The 19312-nt window shown below is 43.7% G+C and carries 15 protein-coding genes; 10 read left to right on the forward strand and 5 right to left on the reverse strand.

Going from position 1 to position 19312, the window contains the following annotated elements; all coding sequences use genetic code 11:
* Nucleotides 1-185: 185 nt before the first annotated feature.
* Nucleotides 186-4190: a PKD domain-containing protein gene (locus tag ABD036_RS05600; RefSeq protein WP_343857367.1), complete on the forward strand. Its 4005-nt coding sequence runs from the start codon at nt 186-188 to the stop codon at nt 4188-4190.
* A gap of 144 nt (nt 4191-4334) precedes the next feature.
* Here the strand turns inward: ABD036_RS05600 and ABD036_RS05605 are convergent, their stop codons facing one another.
* Both ABD036_RS05605 and ABD036_RS05610 read right to left on the reverse strand, forming a co-directional pair.
* A complete protein-coding gene (locus tag ABD036_RS05605; protein ID WP_343857368.1) occupies nt 4335-5417 on the reverse strand; it encodes a threonine aldolase family protein in 1083 nt (360 codons plus the stop codon).
* A 3-nt stretch (nt 5418-5420) separates the two neighbouring features.
* Nucleotides 5421-6572, reverse strand: a complete 1152-nt coding sequence (locus tag ABD036_RS05610; protein ID WP_343857370.1) for a serine hydrolase domain-containing protein — start codon at nt 6570-6572, stop codon at nt 5421-5423.
* 189 nt (nt 6573-6761) lie between these two features.
* Here ABD036_RS05610 and ABD036_RS05615 point away from each other — a divergent pair, with 189 nt between their 5' ends.
* From ABD036_RS05615 to ABD036_RS05625, 3 genes are all read left to right on the forward strand, one after another.
* The gene (locus tag ABD036_RS05615) at nt 6762-7541 is read left to right on the forward strand and encodes an SDR family NAD(P)-dependent oxidoreductase (protein WP_343857371.1); all 780 of its coding nucleotides are present in this window, start codon (nt 6762-6764) and stop codon (nt 7539-7541) included.
* A gap of 174 nt (nt 7542-7715) precedes the next feature.
* Nucleotides 7716-7913: a hypothetical protein gene (locus ABD036_RS05620; RefSeq protein ID WP_343857373.1), complete on the forward strand. Its 198-nt coding sequence runs from the start codon at nt 7716-7718 to the stop codon at nt 7911-7913.
* Nucleotides 7914-8004: 91 nt separating this feature from the next.
* The gene (locus ABD036_RS05625; RefSeq protein ID WP_343857375.1) at nt 8005-8844 is read left to right on the forward strand and encodes a LysR family transcriptional regulator; all 840 of its coding nucleotides are present in this window, start codon (nt 8005-8007) and stop codon (nt 8842-8844) included.
* A 71-nt stretch (nt 8845-8915) separates the two neighbouring features.
* On the opposite strand, the gene ABD036_RS05630 is transcribed toward ABD036_RS05625, so the two are convergent.
* On the reverse strand, nt 8916-9140 hold the full coding sequence (locus ABD036_RS05630) for a hypothetical protein (protein ID WP_343857377.1): 225 nt from the start codon (nt 9138-9140) through the stop codon (nt 8916-8918).
* A 227-nt stretch (nt 9141-9367) separates the two neighbouring features.
* Here ABD036_RS05630 and ABD036_RS05635 point away from each other — a divergent pair, with 227 nt between their 5' ends.
* From ABD036_RS05635 to ABD036_RS05645, 3 genes are read left to right on the forward strand one after another with little or no spacing between them, the layout of a single operon-like run.
* Nucleotides 9368-10822: a RimK family protein gene (locus ABD036_RS05635; protein WP_343857379.1), complete on the forward strand. Its 1455-nt coding sequence runs from the start codon at nt 9368-9370 to the stop codon at nt 10820-10822.
* Nucleotides 10819-11961, forward strand: a complete 1143-nt coding sequence (locus tag ABD036_RS05640) for a peptidase C39 family protein (protein ID WP_343857381.1) — start codon at nt 10819-10821, stop codon at nt 11959-11961. Before ABD036_RS05635 ends, ABD036_RS05640 begins: the two co-directional genes overlap by 4 nt.
* Before the next feature lie 24 nt (nt 11962-11985).
* Nucleotides 11986-12771, forward strand: a complete 786-nt coding sequence (locus ABD036_RS05645) for an RMD1 family protein (RefSeq protein ID WP_343857383.1) — start codon at nt 11986-11988, stop codon at nt 12769-12771.
* A 156-nt stretch (nt 12772-12927) separates the two neighbouring features.
* Here ABD036_RS05645 and ABD036_RS05650 read toward each other — a convergent pair whose 3' ends face one another.
* Nucleotides 12928-13179 carry a hypothetical protein gene (locus tag ABD036_RS05650; RefSeq protein WP_343857384.1) on the reverse strand — a complete coding sequence of 84 codons (252 nt, stop codon included), beginning with the start codon at nt 13177-13179 and terminating at the stop codon, nt 12928-12930.
* A 261-nt stretch (nt 13180-13440) separates the two neighbouring features.
* Between ABD036_RS05650 and ABD036_RS05655 the strand changes: the two genes are divergently transcribed.
* Nucleotides 13441-13866 carry a DUF4177 domain-containing protein gene (locus ABD036_RS05655; protein WP_343857387.1) on the forward strand — a complete coding sequence of 142 codons (426 nt, stop codon included), beginning with the start codon at nt 13441-13443 and terminating at the stop codon, nt 13864-13866.
* A 227-nt stretch (nt 13867-14093) separates the two neighbouring features.
* Here ABD036_RS05655 and ABD036_RS05660 read toward each other — a convergent pair whose 3' ends face one another.
* Nucleotides 14094-15935, reverse strand: a complete 1842-nt coding sequence (locus tag ABD036_RS05660; protein WP_343857391.1) for a TonB-dependent receptor plug domain-containing protein — start codon at nt 15933-15935, stop codon at nt 14094-14096.
* 368 nt (nt 15936-16303) lie between these two features.
* Between ABD036_RS05660 and ABD036_RS05665 the strand changes: the two genes are divergently transcribed.
* Complete coding sequence (locus ABD036_RS05665; RefSeq protein ID WP_343857393.1) at nt 16304-17458, forward strand: AI-2E family transporter; 1155 nt, start codon at nt 16304-16306, stop codon at nt 17456-17458.
* Nucleotides 17459-17751: 293 nt separating this feature from the next.
* Nucleotides 17752-18690 (forward strand): YihY/virulence factor BrkB family protein, encoded by a 939-nt coding sequence (locus ABD036_RS05670; RefSeq protein ID WP_343857395.1) that lies wholly within the window; start codon nt 17752-17754, stop codon nt 18688-18690.
* Nucleotides 18691-19312: the final 622 nt, after the last annotated feature.

Consider the following 19312-nt stretch of genomic DNA (forward strand, 5'->3'; position numbering starts at 1 on the left):
CGATACTTCAAGGTTGCCTGCAGCTAATTTTTTTACTTTGAATTTTTGTGTTTTTTTGTAGTAACATTCTGAATGTAAAAGGGAAAGCCTGACCTCCTGAACGCGAGATTAGGCTCATAATTAAGATATAAATGGTGTATTGCCTTCCAGTACACTGTTTGGTCTGAAGTAAAATAGGGATCTATATGACCAACAATAATAATGCCAATCAATTACACTCATTTCGAAAAATTGCGATTGCGAGTTGCTTAGCAACGATTTTATCTGCGTGTGGCGGCGGCGGCGACAGTGAACCGCCTCCACCACCGCCCCCTCCTCCGCCACCACCGGTAAACCAAGCTCCGATGGCGAATGCTGGCGCGGATATTCAGCTAAATGAAAATACTAGCGGCTCATTATCCGGTTCGGGGACCGACTCAGATGGCACCATCAGCGCATATCTGTGGACGCAGACCTCAGGGCCTAGTATCACGCTATCATCCAATTCAGTAGCTTCACCGACATTTGATGCTCCAGCTGTAGATGCCGACGCAATAGCGACCTTTGAATTACAAGTAACTGATGACGGTAACGCGACAGCAACGGATAGTGTTGACATCAGTATAATAAATGTTGAAGTGACTAATGCGCCGCCGACCGCAAATGCCAGCGCAGCAACCCAAGCTAAAATTGGCCAAACAGTATTGCTCGACGGCAGTGGCAGTGAAGATACAGACGGGACTATTGCCTCATATCAATGGACTCAAGTGAACAACGGTGCTCCCAGTTTAACAATTGAAAATGCCCAAACTAGCGAGCCAGGCATCACTATACCGGCGCTATCCGAAAACATTGATTTTGAATTTGAATTGACCGTGACCGATGACGACGGAGCAACTGCCACTGACACCGTATCGGTGTTAGGCAGACCCTTGCCGGCCATTAATGTCAGTAACGTCATTGGTAACACGGCAAGTGTAAACTCGTTAGCCGAGTTTTCAGTATCCTTGGCTAGTCAGCCAATGGCCAACGTAACCATCGGCGTTGCCTCTACAGATGAGCAAGAAGGATTGCCAGAGCAAAGCACGTTGACCTTTACTACTGAGAATTGGCAAACGCCGCAATCAGTTAGTGTGTACGGGCAAAATGCCAGCGTTGTCGATGGCCAACAAGATTACAAAATCATCTTGGCAGAAGCCACATCAGGAGATGCTTTCTACAATGGTATTGACCCACAGGATGTTGACTTAAAAGGTATCCAGTTAGTTGCATCAGAGCCTGAGATTGACCTAGTCGCACTGCCTAATGTGCCCATGTCATTTCAAGTTCAATTAAGCTACACAGGCAACAATCCGCTAACTTATTCGTTGAGCAACGCTCCCGATGACATGACCATTGATTTCAACAATGGTTTAGTCAGTTGGTTACCACCGAGTAATCAACCTAGCGGTTTGGTCACGGCCGATGTCACCGTCAATGATGGCAGTCGCTTTTCAACTGTCGAGCTTAGCATCACTGTGCCTGAGACTAATTTGCTGACAACCGAATATGATGCCGCCACGTCAACCTTAAGCGTAACTGAGAATGGCTCTAACTTATTAGGTGTCGCATTGAGTCAAGTAGCAGCAGGCGACGCCTTAGCTACATTAACGCTGAGCAAGGTCGCTCAAGAAAGTATCCCGAACATGCCAACTGGGGTCGTTCCATTGACGGACGGCTTGATAGTTAATTCAACTGTTGCAGCTGATGTTGATATTCGCTTCCCATTGAATGACCTGCCCAATGGCGTCAATATAGATGATGTCCGTTTCTACAAGTACGGAGAGGTCTCAGAATCGGCTGAGCCTATATGGTCAGTAGGCGGATATAATCGCCAATTCTCCGGCACTGAAGAGGATGTGGTCGTTTCTTTCAGGTTCTCGCAATTACCTGAGCTGGGATTCTTTGGGTACCAATCGGTATCACAAGAAAAGCCACTATCCAGTGGCAATACGGCTAACTTTACTCCCGTCGAGGCTGCTAGACCCGAGGATGTGACTTGTACACAAAAAACCTTTCTAACGGTTTCATTAGATGAGTTTGAATGTACCAGCACACTTGATGCAAATGTAAAAATTACGATTGCCGGTTGGGGCGACGATACGCTGCGTTGGACAAGTGTTTCCAAGGAACAGATGGTATCTTGGTTAATTGATGCGCGTGCCGAATTTTCATTGCAAAACTTAGCATATGATGACGAGTTCGAAGTTCTCATAGAAGCGATGAGTAATCCGCGCCATTTAGGCTTTGTTGATTCTAAAGAAGGTAGGAAAGTACTACATATAAATGAAGTTAACACCATTGCTGCATCTTCTATACAAGGAACCTCGGTACATGAGTATTATCACCATGCACAAGGTCACCCTGACTCAAAACTGAGCAACCTATCTTTAGCCATCAACGGTGGTACCAACAAAGCCTGGCTATACGAAGGTACTGCGCGTTGGGTGGAAGATGTCATCTTCGACAGTGTTAATACCTACATCAACAAAGAAAATGGTGGTCAACGCATACTCGAAGCTGGTTTAACCACAGGTCGTGGAGACGGCATCAATCGCCCCTATCAGCGCTTTTCAGTGTTCAAATTGCTTGACGAAAAATGTCCGACCATGAACGAAACCATGCAGCAGGTGTTCAATCACGCTCAAGATACTGATCCTCTGGCATTACAAAACCTCAGTGGTCTGTTAGCAACCATGGGGTGTGATTTTGGTGATCATTTTGGTGCTGACAAGGCCGATACCCTCGCAGCAGCGTTAGCCTATTATAATGTTGCGACTCAATTTAGTAATAGTATGGTGGCCTTAGATAGTAATGAAACTAACGTAACCTTTAATTTTACAAAGCCGGGTTATCGATTCGCGCCAACTATTGCCAGCTCAATTGACGATGCAATAATTCAACATGGTGATAGTGCCTATAACTTACGAAGCGTCTCCCAAGTAAAAAGTGCCGGTGCGGTTTCATTTGAAGTGCCGGCTTTGTCGGGCACAATGCCTGAGGGGAAAGTGGCCGAGTTGTTGATTCAATCATCCTCGGAAGTCATGGTTTCTATCGCCAGCAACGATACAAGTTTTGTGGGAACGAATACCATCAATGGCATAGCCCACACTTGGTTTAACACCTCATCTCAATCTAGTTTTGTATACGGTGAAGGCGTAACTAATCTACCCAACCTTTTTGTAACCGTAGTAAACGCCGATGAAGACACAGACGCCACTGTTAGTGTGACCTTCAGGATCCGAGATGAATTGAGTGTTGATACTATCATTACCAGTCATCAAACGGGTGAGAACCTGAGTGATCGCGTGGTCAGCATTGAAGGCGAAATCCCAGCTGAAGGGCGCGATTTCACCAACGATGTGCATATTACGGCCAACGGTATCACAACGGTGGTTCCTATGGGGAACGATGGTGGATTCGAGGGTTCTGTGGTGCTTTCCCTTGGTGCCAATACCGTTAAAGCGCAAGGCTTCAACGGCAACACACCCACTACACGAGAAGAAATCATTACCTTGAACGGAATAGCTGCAAGCTCAACAGGTGTGAACGCATTGATAGCGTCTCGCGTGGTATTTGTGCTGCGCTGGGATACGTCCACTGACATCGACATCTACTCTAAAGATCCCTTAAGTGAAACCCTTTGGTATCGTGATAAAACAGTGACTTTAGGTAATTTAGATAGAGATGATATCAGCGGATTTGGTCCTGAAGTGGTCTCCTATCGCGCCGACGGTAATAGTGCGTATAGTAATGGTCAGTTCGATATTGACGTGCATTACTACAGTGGCAGTCCAAGCACTAATTACACCATTGATGTGATTTTGAATGAGACTGAAGGTGCAAACAGAAGGAACTATCAGTTCTCTTCTACAACGCCGTTAACGGTTTCTAGGAGTTCAGAAGCAGGCGTGGATGACACTGGTACATCGCGCTTTAATGACATTCTGTTTATCAGTTGCAATGCCGCTCGGGTTTGTGGTTTGGATGGATATGACTCTAGTAAACTTGCCCTAAGCTCCGGCATAGGGAATAGCGCTAAGCCCCTTAGAGAAGCGGGCAAACCATCTCAAGTCCAAGACGCGGACAATCAATGTGAAGCGCAAAAAGCGAACTTTGCGCAAAAATACGGAGTCTCACCGTCAAGTTGTGACGATGAACGTCTGAAATAAGCAACGTTGTTGTTGAATTCAAATCCCCGGCAATCGCTGGGGATTTTCTAATGTGACATCTGTGCTGCACAACGCATAACTAAATCTAAATACGCTTAACACATCCTATCCCTAGTTGAGGTTACTTAATAAAAATTTAGTCCGTTATTTACCTATCGCATGGGCAAATTTAGCCATGGCCTCAGCAAAAACCTGTTTATCCAAGGCTAAGGCTTTTTCGCCTACCACTATTTCCATCGCACACTGTTGATCAGACTCATACCCCCAAAAGCGATCCGCTAACCAAATACCGTGTTGTTGCGCTAGTTGATCTCGTGCTTTTTGCGCCTGCTGTGCACTGACCGGCAGTAAAATGTGGAATAAGTTCGTATGAGGTAGTTGGGGATCAGCCTGTAACCTAGCGATGTGACCAATAGACGAGGCTAATTCACCGGCTTTCCTTACGAATTCTGGCATTTGCGCAATGCGTGTATCAAGCAACCGCAGAGCATCGTAAATTAGCGGCCATGAGCCCACTGAGAAGCCGCCTAAGCGAGTCCGCCAAATACGCGCTTCATCAATAAAAGACTTATCACCAGCTAAAATAGCGCCGCCGATAGCACCTATATCTTTGTATAAAGACAGGTAAACAGAATCAAACCCTGATGCGATCTGTGCGTAGGTTTTATTGTTGTAAAAGGGACGACATGACCACAATCTGGCGCCGTCCATATGCAGCGGAATACCTTGTGATTTGCATCGAGACTTTATTGCTACTAGGGCGTCCCAACTGGGCAGCTTACCGCCACTGTGGCGCTGGGGCAGTTCGATAAAAGCACAGCCAACCGCGTCATCAAAATCCTCAGGCTGCAAGGGCTCTCGCCATCGACCGATGATTTTGGCTGAGCTGCCGTGGGCGTGATAGTAGCCCTCTTCTTCATGTAACAATAGGTGTGAGCTAGGGTGCAACAACAATTGCCCATTTTCAATTCGTTGACCATGAATGCGCGCCGCGATACCTTGCGCTAAGGTGCCCGTTGGCAACCATAATGCCGCCTTTTTGCCTAGCAACTTAGCCACTTTTTGCTCCAGCACTGCTGCGCCTTGCTCGGTGCCAAGCTCCTCAGGCTGATGAGATTGCTGACTGACATAATCGTGCATTTGAATGAGCAGATCATTTAATGGCACCGCGCCGTGATAGGGATAGCCAAGATTAATTGAACAACTCGCTTTAATCGTTTGAGTCACAGTCTAGCCCTTGTTGTTGAGTGCAGATCCGCAAGCATCACCTTTAGTCAAATTGAAATGATTAAAGAATAGTTGAACAAACTCAGAGGATTCGATCTGCGCTTTATCTAACGGATTATCCCACCATAGCTCTTCGCCATTAGCTAACATAATTAAGGCCATGTTGCGCTCAGGCAGACGTAAGTGGATCGCAGAATAACCGTTATCAGGATCCCAGCCGGAGTGCCACATGAGTTTCTCACCGTTATAACATTGGAAATACCAGCCAAATCCGTACGGCGCTTGCGACCCGTCATTGAAGGTTGCAGGCTGAAGTAGCGCTTTGCCGATATCCCCTGAAGCAATTTTTCCATTGCTGATAGCGATATCGTATTTGGCCAAATCTAGTACGGTTGATACCACACCTGCCCCACCTGCAATATGCCTTTCGGGGCGGCGATTGCGATCCTTGTTGCCACGTTCATCGACTTTAAATCCATCAGCTAAATCGAAATACACTAGCGGTTTACTGCGATCCCACATGCTTGCCAAACTCCGAGTCATATCCGCTGGCTGCAATATATATTTATCAATCGCTTGCGCCAAATAGTTGTGTCGCCCTTCCACTTGGCGCACTCCCTCTCCCACACCATGCTCTAGGTGTCGAGACAACCGAGAATACATAATGGGGTTATACATAAAAGTGGTCCCCACAGGTTTGTTTATCTGATGATGCAAAACATGGCGGATGGTGATCGGCTCGTTGCAATCCATACCTTTGGAAAAAGGGATGGTTGTGCCTGCCAACCAATCACACAAACCAGTAAATTCAGGGGTTTTTGCCGCAAGCTCGTCCAAGTTAACGATGCCGTCTTTAGCCAAATGCAGATAAGCCAGTCCGACAAACGTTTTAGTCACTGAGGCGATCCAAAAGGGTGTGTTAGCGGTTACGGGGATCTCGTTATTATTGTCTGCGAAACCATAGCCCGCAGACCACATTAGTTGGGCATCATCCACCACAGCAATAGACAAGCCTGGAATGTGTTTGGATTTACGCAGTGCATCGACTTTCTGTCCAAAACCATCATAATCAACACTGGCGTTTTCATTGGCGAACGCAGCTAGGTTAAACACCAATAAGCTGCTCACAAGCACAAAATAATTAAAGCTTTTCATTTATCCCTCCTTGAAGTGCAGATTTGAGTTTAGCCTAACTTACATTATTTACTTGCTTATATTGACTGCAACAATAAACCTTTACGTGCGTACGACTATTGCACTTTAATCAAAACTCAATCGCGCTATATATCTTGTTTTTATGAGAAGCTGCTAAGATTTATTTACTATATTTGCTTAGGAAATTTGATGACGTTAAAAACGGTTTTAATCACAGGCGCTTCCGAGGGTATTGGGCGCAGTTTTGCTGAAGTCTTTGCCAAGCAAGGTCATGATCTTGTGGTGGTGGCTCGCAACCAACAAAAACTCAATGAGTTGTCGATGTACTTGAGCGCAAAATATGCCGTTGAGTGCAAAGTGTACCCGATGGATTTAACGGGTCAGGATGCGGCCAAAGAGCTGTTTTCCACTCTAACTAAAGACAACATTCATGTTGATATTTTGGTTAACAATGCCGGCATGATGCAGGTTGAAAAGCTGCATGAGAGCGATGAAGACGTACTCAACCGTTTGCTGCAATTAAACGTCAATTGCCTAGTCAATATGACTCGGCAATTTGTGGTACCTATGATAGCAAGAGGTCAGGGACGAATTCTCAACGTTGGTTCGATCGCCAGTTTTATGCCTACTCCCAATTTTAGTGCTTATGGCGCCAGCAAAGCCTTTGTATTGTCGTTCTCAGAAGGGATTTCTGAAGAACTAAAAGGTACAGGCGTATCAGTGACCTGTGTCTGCCCAGGTATGACTGAAACCAAAATGCTTAGTCATGCAGAAGGGTTAGAAAGATACATTCCGGGATTTCTCAAAGCACACCCAGATACTTTAGCGAATGATACCTACAAAGCACTAATGAAAGGTGAAGTAGTGTTCCTAGACAAACTGGCTAATAAGTTATTGGTTCAATGGGCTACGCATTACCCAAGATGGATGGTGCGCAGTGTCAACGGACTATTCAGTAAATTCAGTTAGTCACAACCAATCCACTTTTAAGGTTGCCCTGAGTGTGTCTTTCGCATGCAGTAACACGGTAATTTTTAAGTTAGTTGGCATGGTAGATCAGCATCAACGCGTTCTGGTTATCCTCAAAAATTATTTGTCTTTAAGACAATTATATTTTGTTTCACTCTCACTAAGAACTTGGCGATGATGTGGGTAGGTTTAACCGGTGATAGACTAATGAGTAAAGATTACAGACGCGAGAAAGAAGACTTCGACAATAGTGATTGGATTGTTGGAAATGAAATGTCGAATAAAGGAAAGCGTTTCGATGATGTGAAAAAGCGCAAGCGCGCTAGCAAACACATGAGTCGTGAACGCGCTAGAGGGACTGAAGTCCACTAGAAATCTACGATGATAAGGCAGGCGAATCGCTTGCCTTATTTGTCATTTTGTCGTATTAACGAATAATCATAATCAGTGATTAAGCGTTCTTGTGGATATTCGTTTTTTATCAACCTTTCTTGAAGTCGCCAATACACGCCATTTCGGCAAGGCTGCGGACAATTTATACCTGACCCAATCGGCGGTCAGTGCCAGAATCAAACTGTTAGAAGAATATTTCGATGTAGAGCTATTTGTTCGCCATCGCAATAGTATTCAACTAACCGTCGCCGGTGAACGACTAATTCCCTTCGCTCAACAATTATCGGAAAATTTGCAAGAAGCCAAAAAAGCACTGGCAAAAACCGCGATCACCACAATCCATTGTGCTTGTACCCCTAATGCGTACTTTACGCCCGTGGGGCAAGCAATCGCAAACTTGGGTAACCATATTCACGATATTTCTGTGCGTAATGACTTAGCCAACATTGAACTCATATCTCGTCAGTTACATGATCATACTATTGATATTGGTTTCACAACCGAGCCGCTAAAATTAGATAATGTCGAAAGTATCAAGCTGTTTGAATTGCCATTGGCTTTGTTTGGCCATCAACATGAGCAAGCAGAGCGTCAATATATTCATATCGAGTGGAACCAGAAAATTAGCGATGCGGTGTTTAAGAGCTGTCCAGAGTTCAAACAAAGTACCTTGAAGACCAGTTCTGCCAGTATTGGACTAGATCAACTCCTGAGCCACCCCAATAGCTGTGCGATACTGCCTAAGAATATTGTTTCAGGCAATAGCACTCTTAGTCATAAGGTAGGTAACCTGGTGCAAATCGAGTCGACCTTTGATGTCAGTTTGAGTGTGTTTTTGAGTGTGATGCAAGGAATTCCACAGTCTGAGATTGAGCAAATCACCAATTACTTTAAACAGATTATCCCTTAACTAAATGGGCTATGCTCATTTAAGAAAGAGACACACTCCGTTGCAGAGTATGTCTCTTTACAAACCGCAACCTATAATTTAGGAAGCATTTTTATCTTTTTGAAATCTTCTGATGCCAATTCTTCATTGACACAGTTTAATAAGAATTCATCCATGCTTTTGTTGCCTGTGCCATCTTCCGCGGCGACGTCTTTACAATACTCAAGCATCTCACTGATAGTATCAGCATCAGCAACTTGCTGAGCGAATGCACTGGTAGACAATAACACCAACAAACTGATAATCGCTTTTCTCATTTTACCTTATCTTCCTAGCCAAGTTTTCTAAGTTGCGGAATTGTGAGCAACTAATCGCCGCTTAACCAGCAAAATAATTTGCATCTGACGACAATAATTTTGCGTCGTCAAATTAATTGAAATGAGTTGCTATAATCAACACTAAGCCTATATTGCGCGCAATTCTTTTAGGTATCCGCGATATCGAATTGTCGATTCGACGGCCATTATTTTAGGTATGGAACCACATGTACAAATCAATAGTAGTTGTTGATAAATTAGAAAATTTGCCGCCAATGGATGCGATCGTGATCGATTTCACTCAGTATCTATCGGACTACCCAAAAGCGGGCGAGCCCAAAACGCGTATAGTAAATCTATGCAGCACCTCTACATACTTGAGCGAGGGCTATTACTGTTCATTATTAGCTGAAGCTAGACAACATAAAGTGCTACCCAGTGTAAACTGTATCAATGATTTAAATGCCGTGAACACCGCTGAATTGCCAGCCGAACGCTGCGTAATTTTGCCTAAGACACTGATGCAAAGTAATGATACGCAGGATCTCTATGTGTACTTTGGTTGGACCGAAAACCCTGATTTCAAAAAAGTCGCAAAGCAAGTTTTTGAGCGCTTTCCTTCACCTATTTTACGATTACATATTGAACCGTCGGAGCAATCCATCAGCGTTCAAGTGACGTCGTTAGGCTGTCATGAACTGCCTGAAAATGAATGGCCGCTATTTGCCCAGCGAATTGAAAATTACACGCAGACAAAATGGCGCAATCATTACAACAAGCGCTCATATCGTTGGGACATGGCGATATTGGTCGATGAAAAAGAAAAAACACCGCCTAGTGATACCAAAGCATTGAAAATGTTTATCAAAGCCGCCGAGCAAGTGGGTATCAGAGCGGAGTTGATCAGTGCAAAACAAGCCAAGTCGATTGGCCACTATGATGCGCTTTTCATTCGCGAAACAACGGCGATTAACCACCACACTTATCGTCTTGCCCGTCAAGCCGAGCGAGAAGGCTTAGTGGTGATTGATGATGCGCAATCCATCTTGCGATGCTGTAATAAAGTGTATTTACATGATGCTTTTAGCTATCACCATGTGCCCTCACCCAAGAGTCAGTTTATTTCTGATGCAAGCGACCTGACTTGTGAAAAACTGGTTGCCCTGTTTGGTTTTCCAATGGTGCTGAAATTACCTGAAAGTGCGTTTTCTATGGGTGTTTTCAAAGTGGAGTCTCTGGCTGAGTTGAAGCTTAAGCTGCAGGAAATGTTAAGTGTTTCTGCACTGGTGTTAGTACAAGAATATATTTTTACTGAATATGATTGGCGAATCGGCGTGCTCAACGGTAAAGCGATTTATGCCTGTCGTTATTTTATGGCGCGCAATCACTGGCAGATCTATAACCACAGCTCTAAAAAGCATTTCTCAGGTGACTTTGAAACACTTCCGACCTTTGAAGTGCCCAAGCCGGTGCTAGATGCAGCGTTGAAAGCCAGTTTAGTGATTGGCAAAAGCCTCTATGGCGTGGACGTAAAACAAGTGAATAACAAAGCCTATGTGATTGAAGTCAATGACAACCCCAGCATCGAATCCAAAGTTGAAGATTTATATCTGGGCAAAGAGTTGTACATGATCATAATGCAAGAATTTGCTAATCGCCTGGAAAATCGGGGCAGACAATGAGCCAAGCTCAATTAAAACATAAGGCGCAGCCAATCGTTCGGTTGGCTAACGCCGACGATTTGGCGTCTTTGGTGGAGTTAGAGCAAGCGTGTTTTAGCACCGATCGTCTTAGCACTCGTAGCTTTAAACACTACCTCAAGTCGGCCAAATCCGTCATGCTGGTTGCTGTTCAAGACGGTAAACTATTGGGCTATGGCTTGATATTAATTCGCAAAGGGACTCGTCTTGCGCGCCTGTACTCTATTGCAGTCGCTGCGCATGCCCGCGGTTTGGGCGTGGGAAAATTGCTACTCATTGAGTTAGAACAACAAGCCATGCAACATGACAAACTGTTTATGCGCCTGGAAGTGGCCTGCAATAACCAGGTGGGTATCGCACTCTACAATAGTATGGGTTATCGCTCGTTTGGCATATACGAAAAATATTACGACAACGATTTAGATGCGCTGAGAATGCAAAAATCATTGCGTCAAACCACAGATCATGGTCCCTTTGAAGCTTATCCTTGGTATCACCAAACGACGGAGTTTACTTGCGGGCCATCGTCTTTACTGATGGCGATGAATAATCTCGATCCAGAGATTAGTATGAACCAAGCTAATGAATTGGATATATGGCGTCAGGCGACTACGATTTTTATGACATCAGGACACGGTGGTTGCCATCCCGTTGGGCTGGCTATAGCCGCGAACAAATTTGGTTTTGACGCTAAGGTGGTTATTAACACCAACGACACCTTATTTTTAGACGGCGTTCGCAGCGAGCACAAAAAAACGATCATCAAAGCGGTAGACAGCCATTTCAAATATACCGCTCAGAATTTGGGAATTGAGATCGACATAAAAGATCCTGATCTGAATGAACTGCGGGCGCAGATTGAACAAGGCGCAAGCTTGCTATGTCTTATCAGTACTTATCGTTTGGATGGTAAAAAAGTGCCCCACTGGGTAGCCGTTACCCATATTGATCAAGACTGCTTGTATTTCCACGATCCTGATCCAGACACACCCAATACTGAGAGTAGCCAGACGCATAGCTCTGATGCACAACATGTTCCTTTGGCGCTTGAAGATTTTGCCAAGATGTCTGCATTTGGCAAAAATAAACTTCGAACCGTCGTTTTAATCAAACGTCGCTAGTTCCCGAACAATAAGAGGATCATCATGACCAGTCTTTTTTCAACTGATCAAGTCGAAGTGAGCTGTATCGCCGACACGATCAAGTTACAAGATGTAAAAGCGCACTTTGCTAAGTCTTATGTGGCAACCCAATATCGTGATGCCTTACACATTGATGTACCTCGTGGACACATTTTCGTTTTTAATTATGGCGTGGTGGTTACCTGGGGGATCAGTGACGCTAAAAAATCTTTGATTATGGAAGGCTTAGAGAAGTTTTACAGCAAAGAACAAAATAAAGATTGGGAGATATATCGGTTCGCACTGCAGCCAGAAGCCCGATTTAGTTTTAGTAACAATACGGTGACGTTGCAGAATTCTAAAATCCATACCTTGTTGGCCGTGAGCCATGCGCTTGCACAATCTTGTAAGCTACAAATATTTGAATGCAGAGCGCAAAAGTCACTAGATGACAATAGATATTTAACCGATGAGCTGATCAACAAAGGGCGTATTTCGTTAAGTCGGACCCAGTTAGCCAAATTAAGAGGTGCGTTGTTTCAAACGAAAAGTGACATTATGTCGCGCTTTAGTTTATTGGATACGCCAGAGTATTTTGGGGACTTTCCAGAAACCCAAGAATTGTACATAGGCGCCTCTCGTTATCAAGAGCTAGACCAGCGCATAGAGCTACTGAAGTTAAAGCTGCAAACCATACACGAATTACTCGACATGCTCGTTGCAGAACAAAATCATAAACACTCCTCTTTCCTAGAATGGATCATCATCATACTGATCGCATTAGAAATCGTTTTATTCTTTGTCAACTAGACAAACCTTTTACTGCCACATTAGATTGCATCAATCGATGCAACCTATCATCGACAAGCATGCTAATTCCCATTCCATGGACGGAAAGGCATGCTTAATCTCATTACATGGACAGCCATGTTTAATCCCATTACATGGACAGCATGCTTAATCCCGTTACATCATTACATGGACAGCCATGCTTAATCCCGTTAAATGGACAGCCATGTTTAATCCCATTACATGGACAGCCATGTTTAATCCCATTACATGGACAGCCATGTTTAATCCCATTACATGGACAGCCACGCTTAATCCCATTACATGGACCATTACATGGACAGCCATGCTTAATCCCGTTAAATGGACAGCCACTCTTAACCCCATTACATGGACAGGCATGTTTAATCCCATTACATGGACAGGCATGTTTAATCCCATTACATGGACAGGCACGTTTAATCCCATTACATGGACTGCTTAATCCCGTTACATGGACAGCCATGCTTAATCCCATTACATGGACAGGCATTGTCAGAGCTAATCTTTTACGATTCAACGACAGTTATTAGCAACCTGTCGTAAAAGTGTCGTATGATAGTCGGAAAGAATACGGTGAAAAGTCGTAACAGAGTCCATGATTTACCTTGATACTCCACTGGTCTCATAACTCATAGGTTGTCGATATTGATGAAAATTAATGCTCAGTTAGTAATTAAACTAAGAAACAATAAAGCTTGGTCACAAGAAGAGCTGGCTATTGCTAGCGGACTAAACTTGAGAACAGTGCAGCGAATTGAGAATGAGGCTTCAGCTTCGCTGCAGTCAAAAAAGGCATTAGCCTCTGTGTTTGATATCAATATCCAAGACCTCGACTTCGAGGAATTGATCAAAGTGAAAAAGTACGAATACAAAACGTTAGAAATTGAAAACAAAGAAGGTTTTCTAGCAGGTATCAAAAAGCCTAAATTGCCTGATTTTGTCGACATTTTTAATCAACAAGGTGAGCAAGGCTGGCAGGTAGTTCAAATCTTAACTCCAGAGTTGGCTCAAGGGCTTTGGACTGCAAAAACTGGAAATATGGTTGCCTTGTTACAACGAGAGTTAGTTGAATAAACTTATCTTACATGGACAGCCATGTTAATCCCGTTACATGGACAGGCACGTTTAATCCCATTGCATCAGTTACATGGACAGGCATGCTTAAGCTGCAATACTGATATTTTTCCGACTAACAAAACGCTAAAGGAACATTGCATATATTCTGGCTCGCAGAGAAATTTCTGCGGCCACTAAAAAGGCGCCTGGAAGGGCGCCTTAGTTAGTTTCGAAAAAGGTATTAACTAAAATTGGTATTGCAATCCTACTCTTAGATTGGCTTCGTCATTCACAAAACCGACCGATTCTTGATATTCACGGGCTAGGAAATTATCAATATTAAAGGTTGCTATCATCGCTTGAGATACCTGCCAACTAGCAGCTAAACCATACTTCGCGTAGCCGCCAAGCTCGATTAATCCTGTTGGAATAGAGCTATCTAAATAGCGATCTCTAAAGTCCATGAACAAAGTCACACTCAGTCTTTGCCAATGAGCGTCGAGACTAGCACTACCAAACCACTGCGGACGTCGGCGTAATTGAGACACCCCGTCATTTAGATTAACCTCCACATAACTGATATCGGCAGAAAGATTTAACCAAGATTGCAACTCGCTAACAAAGCTAAGTTCCAATCCTGCACTATCAACGCGACTTCGGTTTACGTTGGTAAAAAGCTGTGCGTCAAAGTCGACAAGATCTGTAAAATGGTTGTCAAAAAAGGTCACGGTGAGCTCTTGACCATTTTCACTATATGCCATGCCAATTTCAATATTTTCACTTCGCTCAGGAAGTAGTTGTGGATTGCCAACTAAAGGGTGGGCCAGCGCAAAGAAGCTAGGAAGTTTGTAGCCTTCGTTATACACCGCAAACAAGGTCACTTGGTCATTGGCGAAATAGTTGGCCGCAACACGCAATGAGGTTTCACTGTCAAAATCATCGGAGTCGTCATAACGCCAGCCAAGATTCAACGCATAACTCGATTGGCGATACTGCGCTTCGGCAAACGCACTTCGGGTATCTTGCTTAAGCACATAATCGACTGGCAGTGGAAAACCAAAATCCAGCGTTCCGTCATTGCTCCCCTCTGCGCTGCGAAGCGTGAGTCCGGTAATGAGGTTAATATTTTGATTAAGTGCATAGTCGGTATACACCTCAATTTCTTTACGCTCGAATTCTGACACAATATCGCTGGCCGGTATTCCAGAAAGCACGCCTTGGTTAATACCAGGGTGGACAGATGATTCTTCGCGATTCAGCCAAGATAATTTACTGTGTAATTGCAGCTGCTCATCTAGCTGAAATTCACTGTTTAAACCAACTAACCATTGTTGGCTATTGCGATACTCTGGTGTACGCGGATCTGCGAACAACATACCACCGGAATCTTCTGCAAAGCTGGTGTTATCACTGTCACTGAGTGTCACCAAAAATGCATGTTTTGAAAAATCGCTTTGATAGCCAAGTTTAAATAGACCTTGTTGACTTTGCGCTTTTGCAGACGTTGATTGTTGACGCTGGCGGGTTGAAAGACTCGCTAGCAGATTCACGCCATTGTCGAAGTTTTTTGCCAGCATCAAATTGGCATTAAAAAGCTCATCTGTACCTATTTCTATGCCAACCGACTGGCTTGCATTATTGCGAGTAATGATGTGAATGACACCACTTATTGCTTCACCACCATAGATTGCACTGATACCACCTCGAGAGACTTCGATTGATTCAATGGCTTCTGGATTTATTTGACTGAAGTCAAACCCGCCCCCGCGGCTATTAGTGGAGTCATTGACTGCAATGCCATCGATCATGATCAGGGTAAAGTTCGACTCGCCGCCACGCAAAGACACAAAGGACAGCCCCCCGACACCATTTTCAGCAACGACTAAATTAGGTATACGTCTGAGTAAATCTAATGTGGAAACCGGATTAATTTGGTCGATTTGATCTCGATTCAATGCCGTGAAGCTTGCCTGGTTGCTATCGATTATTCGAGAGCCAGTGACTTGCATTGTTTCAATATTATTTTGTGCCACAGAGGGTATTGCGAACATTGCCAAAAAACAGGCAACACTTAATTGCAGATTCACTACTTCTATTCCTTTTTACTTACACTCCGAACAGTATTCGGGAAGACAATTTTATGGGGCGGGATAGTAAACTGTTTCAAATCAGTGATCACCCTCTTTCGTAAACACAGAGGATGAAGATGCAAAAGTGTGCGTTGAACGCCATAACCGAAAAATGATTTTTGGCGTTGTTGTTAAGCGGCATTTGATCTTTTCTGCGGCTCATTCTATTGTGGAAAAGCGCAAACAAAGCATTACCAGTACAAAATCATATTCATATGATCAATATAGTGAGTTCATCGCGGATAAGTATATTCACACGTTAAGAAAAGAAAGATAAAGGCCTCCATTACTAGATATCACGGCAATTGATTTAAAAAGGATTCATAGTGGTCAAGCAAAGCGAGCAAACAAGTCAGCCAAACAAAACGAAAACAACAGCGAGTGTTTACCTAAGGGTCTTATTAGGTCTTGCCGCCCTCTACACACTGTATTTGGCACAGTCGTTATTGATCCCAATCGTATTTTCAGTTTTCATAGCATTGCTCTTGAGCCCGCTAGTGCGCTCTCTTCAGGCGATCTATATTCCACGACCGATAGCAGCGTTTGTTTTATTGTTTCTGCTAATCGCTCCCTTTACCTTCTTAGCCAATGAGTTAGCTGAGCCAGCGGAAAAATGGGTGAAACTACTTCCTAAAATATCGGTTCATCTAACAGAAAAAATTGACAGTTTGAGCGAAGAATTTGCGGAGCAAGAACAGCAAGCCAAACAGGAAGTCAAAGCACAAAAAAAGGAAGAGGATAGCGGATTCGATTTCTTTGGTTGGTTCTCAGACGACGATGAAGAAGAGGCTCCCCCCCAAAATGAAACACAAAACGTGGTAAAAGAGCGGATTAAACAGGGAGGTATTGAAGTATTAGTGTCGGTGTTAAGCAATGCTCCTATTATAATGGCGCAGCTTCTCGCCAGCATTATACTGATCGTGTTTTTGCTGATTTATGGGCCAGCACTGTTTAATGTGTTCGTACAAGATTTCCCCCATGTCAAAAATAAACAAGGCATGATCGAAATGGTTGATGACATTCAGCGAGTTTTGTCGCAATACATTGCAACTATCAGTGTGATCAATGCCCTTTTGGGGTTGGCAACGGCCGCCGCCTTTTCGTTGTTGGGGATCCAAGATGCATTATTGTGGGGCGCTTTGGTTGCCTTTTTTAATTTTGTACCTTACGTAGGCTCCTTGTTTAGCTTAGCGATTTTATGCTTGGCTGGCGCAGTGCAATTCGGAATTGAGCCGATGGCGTTACTCCCAGCTAGCGTATTCATCGTAATCAATATTATTGAATCTCAGTTTGTCACGCCCACAGTATTAGGTAAACGTATGCAAGTGAACCCACTGGTGATCATTCTATGGTTACTCATTCTTGGCTGGTTGTGGGGCATACTCGGTGTATTGTTAGCGGTGCCTGTTCTTGTCTGTATTAAGTTAGTAATTGAGCGAGTAGGTATTTTGTCACATTGGTTAAAACTCATCGAAGCTTAACTGTTACATTAGATTCAGACGAGGCTAGACTGAAGCTACTGAATTTGTCCTAGTGACTATAACGCTTGGTGTTAACACTATGGCGCTCGTTGACGCTCAGCTGTTGCTGACAGTTAGGGTAATTTCGCTTAAGTCCGCGGCCGTTAAAGCTCGACTTTATACTAATCAAGTGCAATAAATAGGCGAACAATAAGAGTCGGCTATAATTATCAAGAGCCACTGCAGCAGAATGAGGCAGCTAAGAAAAAGCGTCGTCATTGACGCACAGTGCAACTAGGTTAATTGAGATTTATATGCAAAATACCAAGCAACAACACACCGCCACCAGCCCACTGGATTTTACTAAGCGTGGATATTGGAATATTGCCAAACGGGTGTACCGAAAAATGGAGCAAGACAACCTATCTTTGATCTCTGCTGGGGTGGCCTTTTATTTTCTGCTAGCAATCTTCCCACTTATTGCAGCGCTTGTTTCTTTGTATGGCTTTTTTGTATCTGCAGATGATTTGGAAAAGCACATGCAGCATTTAGTTGGCATAGTCCCTTACGAAAGCCGCTACATATTGGAAGAGCAAATTGCACAAGTGTCTAGTAAAAGCCAAACAACCTTAGGTATCGGTTTTCTGGTGAGTATATTGCTGGCTATTTGGAGTGGTGGTAAGGGTTCACAAGCACTGATGACTGCATGCAATATTACCTATAACGAAACATCTAGCCGTCCATTTTGGTTAAAAATTCTGATGCGATTAGCGCTAACTCTATGTGCAATCATGATATTGCTAATTGCTTTAGGAACCATAACTATAATGCCTATGCTAATCGATTCACTGGCTGGAGTTACGCTTTCAGAGCAACAAGCAAAGTGGTTGACCTGGCCGGTGCTGATTGTGCTTTTTCAATTTAGTTTGGCTGCACTTTATCGCTACGCTCCTTCACGCCGAAAGGCGAAATGGCGATGGGTCACCAGCGGATCAACATTAGCAACTCTGTTGTGGATTTCAGCTACTTATGGATTTTCGTACTATCTGAGTCACTTCGCAAAGTACAATGAAACATACGGATCTATTGGTGGAGTGATCATTCTGTTGATGTGGTTTTATTTAAGCGCTTACATTATTTTATTTGGAGCCGAATTTAATTCTGCCATGGAACGACAAACGCATAAAGACAGCACTATTGGTGAAGATAAACCAATAGGTAAGCGAGGCGCTTATGTGGCGGATAATAAGTGACCCTCAAATAAAAGTCAGGACTCGACCATGAGGTATTTATCCCCCTCAAAGACCAGCGTTGCATACCTAACTTTAAAGCCGCAAATACACAATACCGACATGCAAGCCTATGTTTGTAATCAGGTATGAAAAATTTTCATTTATCTGTGTAAAATTCACGCTTTAAACTCAACGAAAAGCAAACAAAAACACGTCTAAAAACACTTTTCTTTATAACATTCAATACGTTAACAAAGTTGGCACAGTGTTCGCTTATATTAAAGGGCAACGCCTACTTTGAGTAATTCGGCCTAGGTCAATTAAAGAGAGAGTGTTGAACAAAGAATTGACTCACCTTGTTAGGAGTACAGACTCCTAAAAGACGAGGAGAGAAATAGTAAGTAATCCTTCCTCTAAACCTCCCGGCTTATCTGAAAGCCAATCCTATGGGGCCTCGCGCCCCTTTTTTTTTGCTCATAGCAGTATTGATTAAGCAATAAATTCAAGTCTTCGGTCACGTATTTTTGTAGCTAATCGCATAAATCCAACACATGCCGTGTCCGACTATAATCTAGACCAAGGTCTTATTCGCTTTACTGGAAATCATAGGCTGCGTAATACAATACTCACAATGATATTAACC

The organism is Aliiglaciecola litoralis, assembly GCF_039523355.1.
GTDB lineage: Bacteria > Pseudomonadota > Gammaproteobacteria > Enterobacterales > Alteromonadaceae > Aliiglaciecola > Aliiglaciecola litoralis.

What these genes read in the sequence shown, in the direction of transcription:
- ABD036_RS05655 (WP_343857387.1), top strand. Translation starts at nt 13,441, where the DNA reads ATGAAAATTAATGCTCAGTTAGTAATTAAACTAAGAAACAATAAAGCT.
- ABD036_RS05670 (WP_343857395.1), top strand. Translation starts at nt 17,752, where the DNA reads ATGCAAAATACCAAGCAACAACACACCGCCACCAGCCCACTGGATTTT.
- ABD036_RS05635 (WP_343857379.1), top strand. Translation starts at nt 9,368, where the DNA reads ATGTACAAATCAATAGTAGTTGTTGATAAATTAGAAAATTTGCCGCCA.
- ABD036_RS05620 (WP_343857373.1), top strand. Translation starts at nt 7,716, where the DNA reads ATGATGTGGGTAGGTTTAACCGGTGATAGACTAATGAGTAAAGATTAC.
- ABD036_RS05645 (WP_343857383.1), top strand. Translation starts at nt 11,986, where the DNA reads ATGACCAGTCTTTTTTCAACTGATCAAGTCGAAGTGAGCTGTATCGCC.
- ABD036_RS05610 (WP_343857370.1), bottom strand. Translation starts at nt 6,572, where the DNA reads ATGAAAAGCTTTAATTATTTTGTGCTTGTGAGCAGCTTATTGGTGTTT.
- ABD036_RS05650 (WP_343857384.1), bottom strand. Translation starts at nt 13,179, where the DNA reads ATGCCTGTCCATGTAATGGGATTAAACATGCCTGTCCATGTAATGGGG.
- ABD036_RS05640 (WP_343857381.1), top strand. Translation starts at nt 10,819, where the DNA reads ATGAGCCAAGCTCAATTAAAACATAAGGCGCAGCCAATCGTTCGGTTG.
- ABD036_RS05615 (WP_343857371.1), top strand. Translation starts at nt 6,762, where the DNA reads ATGACGTTAAAAACGGTTTTAATCACAGGCGCTTCCGAGGGTATTGGG.
- ABD036_RS05600 (WP_343857367.1), top strand. Translation starts at nt 186, where the DNA reads ATGACCAACAATAATAATGCCAATCAATTACACTCATTTCGAAAAATT.
- ABD036_RS05630 (WP_343857377.1), bottom strand. Translation starts at nt 9,140, where the DNA reads ATGAGAAAAGCGATTATCAGTTTGTTGGTGTTATTGTCTACCAGTGCA.